The organism is Bifidobacterium sp. VU/mBH4 (B4), assembly GCF_058199535.1.
Genome location: NZ_JBVPQJ010000016.1, coordinates 1 through 3,084, shown reverse-complemented (window position 1 = coordinate 3,084; position 3,084 = coordinate 1). Strand labels below are relative to the sequence as shown.

Genomic DNA, 3,084 nt, shown 5'->3' with positions numbered 1-3,084 from the left:
TTAACAACCACCCAACACGCTTACAGCCACAAGGCCAAACCCCCAACATAAACAACGCGTTTAGTTCCTATAGCCCAAGAATGTGCCCCGGCATGTATTTCCTGACGACGTGGATAAAGTTCATGGTTGGCCTGGCCTCTAGTGTTTTGTGGGTTGGTTCTTGTGGGTGAGGCGTGTGCAGAGGATGGTGGTGGCTATGGCGACGGCCAGGAGCAGGAGGGACATGGGTAGGAAGATGTCTGCGATGATGGGTGTGTGTTGTATGCCGACCCCGTCCCGGACGAAGCTTATCGCCACGGATGCCTCGGTGATGGCCACGGCGACGAGGGAGAGGATGATGCCGGCGGTGACGTCGAGTGTGGTCTCGATGGCCGCTGACCAGGCGAGGGCGCCGCGGGTGACGCCCATCTGGTTGAGGCGCCGGTTCTGCATGCGTCGTTCGCTGATTCCTATGGCTATAGATTGGACGAGGAATATCAGGGCCAGGATGGTGCCGCCGGCTATCATGAGCGGTGTTCCCTGCTGCTCCTTGATGCTGGTCTTGATGTAGTCGTCGATGAAGTCCTGCCTGTTCAAGGCGGTGATCTTGTGGGTGGTGTCCCTTATCTGTTGGGCTATGTCGTCGGCCTGGGTGTGGTCGCGGGCGGTGATGAAGGCGTACAGTCGGCCGTTCTCGCCCTCCCTGGGCAGGCCATCCTCGGTCGTGAGCATGTCCATGTTCACGTGGGGGGTGGTCTTGGGCGGCTCGATGACGGCCACGACCTGGACCTGGTGTCTTTTGTCGTGGCGGTCGATGAGGGTGATCGTGTCGCCCGGCTTGCGCTGGTTGTCGTATGCTCTGCTTATGGCCACCTTGCCGGCGCCCAGGTCGGCCAGGCTGCCCTGGAGCACCTTGGGGGCGGTGTCCTTGTGGCTGGGGTCGGCCAGGTCACGGGCCTGGGCCCAGGTGACCTGGGGGAAGGTGTCCATCTGGATGTTTCCGTGCTTGTCGGTCAGGACCCATTGCTGGGTCTGGTAGATGTCGGCTGTGCCGACCTCCCGTCCGAGCCCCTGCAGCGTGCGCGAGATCCTGCCGGCCTGGGACAGGTCGTCCGAGGAGGCCACCACGTCGGCCTTCATGGGCTCGATGCTGAGCACCACCGAGCTCATGCGGCCCGCCTGCATGATGAGGATGAAGGAGACCAGAATGGTCAGCGCCATCATGGCCGGCAACGCTATGGCCGTGGCGCCTGCCCTGCCCCTGCGGACCCGTTGCCGGGCCAGCAGGCCCGGTCCGGCCGCGGTTTTTTCGGCCAGCAGGCCCAGCAGGGATGCTACCGGGGGGACCAGCAGGGGGGCGGCCACGTACACGGTGATTATCAGTAGGACGATCAAGCCCAGCAGCCGGTCGTAGAACTCCGAGCGGTCGACCGGCATGAAGGCGACCGTGATAGAGGCTAGGAACAGGGCCAGGGAGCATACGATCCGCAACCGGCTGGCCTTTTTGTCCTTGACGGCCGGTTGTGTCATCAGCTTCAGGGGGGTCTCGGCCCCGAACCTGCGCGTGGCCAGCCACACGCCCAGCAGGCAGACCGCCATCATCAGGGCGAAGGCCACGGCCGCCACCCACAGGCGGGCCCTGGGGTGGAAGAGCAGGTCGATGTCCGTGGTGCCCATGGCCCTTATGAAGGCCATGCCCACAGGAACGGTCAGCAGGGATCCGGCCAGGCATCCCGCGGCGTCGGCCAGGGCCAGGGGCAGGGAGAACTCTCGCAGGGCCATGGCCACGACCTGTTTGCCCGAGGCGCCGTTGAGCCGCATCAGGCCGTATTCCCGGCGCCTTTCCTGGACCAGGAAGGACACCGATGACAGGACCAGGAACACCGTCACCAGCAGGCAGAACACCAGCGCGATCAGCGACACAGTGTTCAATGCCAGGTCGTAGTAGGCCTTGGTCAGAATGCGGTGGTAGGCGTTCAGGCCCTCCAGGCCGTGCAGGCCGTCGTAGGCCAGGCCCGCCTGACGTGCCTGCAGGGTCGCGCAGGACAGGGTCGTGGCGGCGAACACGGCCAGGCACATGATCCAGTAGGAGGAGCGGTGGGCCCTGACCAGGGAGAAGGACAGGCTGGCCCTTGTTGGCCGCTTGCGCCAGGGTCGGCTCGCCTGCTGGGCCGGGGAGGCCATGCCCGCGCTCACCGGTCGGCCCCGCTCAACGTGGTCTCGGCCAGGTGCATGGCCAGCTGCTCGGCCGTGCAGCCCGACCACACCGAGTGGATGCGGCCGTCGACCAGGAACACGGTGCTGCCAGCACGGGCCGCCACATCCGGGTCGTGGGTCACCATCAGCACCGTGGACCCCCGCGCCGCCACCTGGCCGAAGGCGTCCAGCACCAGCTGGGAGCCGGCGGTGTCCAGGGCGCCCGTCGGCTCGTCGGCAAAGACGACCGAGGGCCTCGAGGCCAAAGCCCTGGCCACCGCCACACGCTGCCGCTGCCCGCCCGACATGTCCGAGGGATAGACGTCGGCGAAACCATCCAGACCCACCGCCTGCAGGGCCCGCACGGCGTCGTCGACCTCGATGCGCGGCCCGCCGAAGAGGAAGGACAGCATCACGTTCTGCAGGCATGTGAACGCTTCGACGAGGTTGTAGTCCTGAAACACGAACCCGATCAGGTCACGCCTGACACGTGTCAGGTCGGCCTCTCCCATCCGGGCCAGGTCATGCTGCCCGATGTGCACCAAGCCCTGGTCGACCGGCAGCAGGCCCGAGGCGCAATTCAGCAGGGTCGACTTGCCCGCGCCCGAGGGCCCCATGATCGCCGTCCACGACCCAGGCGGGCATTGCAGGGACACGTCGGTGATGCCGGCCCCGCCCGAACCGTAATGATAGGAGACACCCTCAAGGGACAGAAACTCACCAGCCATACCCAACCCCAATCCACAGCCCGACGAAACCCCGAGCACCATACGAATCCACAACGCGAAAAGCTACAGCGAACTTTACACTGAGACGCAATACAAGTATTGATGGGCTATAGGAACTAAACGCGTTGTTTTAGGTTCTGTGTGTGGGTTTGGTTGTGTGTTGGTCAGAGTGTGGTGTTGG

At 64.7% G+C, this 3,084-nt stretch carries 2 protein-coding genes; both read right to left on the bottom strand.

From position 1 onward, the window contains the following. Window positions 1-138: 138 nt before the first annotated feature. Entirely contained in the window at window positions 139-2,175 is a 2,037-nt protein-coding gene (locus AC0AII_RS08775) for an ABC transporter permease (RefSeq protein ID WP_033512067.1), read from the bottom strand. Further along, window positions 2,172-2,903 carry an ABC transporter ATP-binding protein gene (locus AC0AII_RS08770; RefSeq protein WP_029676375.1) on the bottom strand — a complete coding sequence of 244 codons (732 nt, stop codon included), beginning with the start codon at window positions 2,901-2,903 and terminating at the stop codon, window positions 2,172-2,174. Before AC0AII_RS08770 ends, AC0AII_RS08775 begins: the two co-directional genes overlap by 4 nt. Window positions 2,904-3,084: the final 181 nt, after the last annotated feature.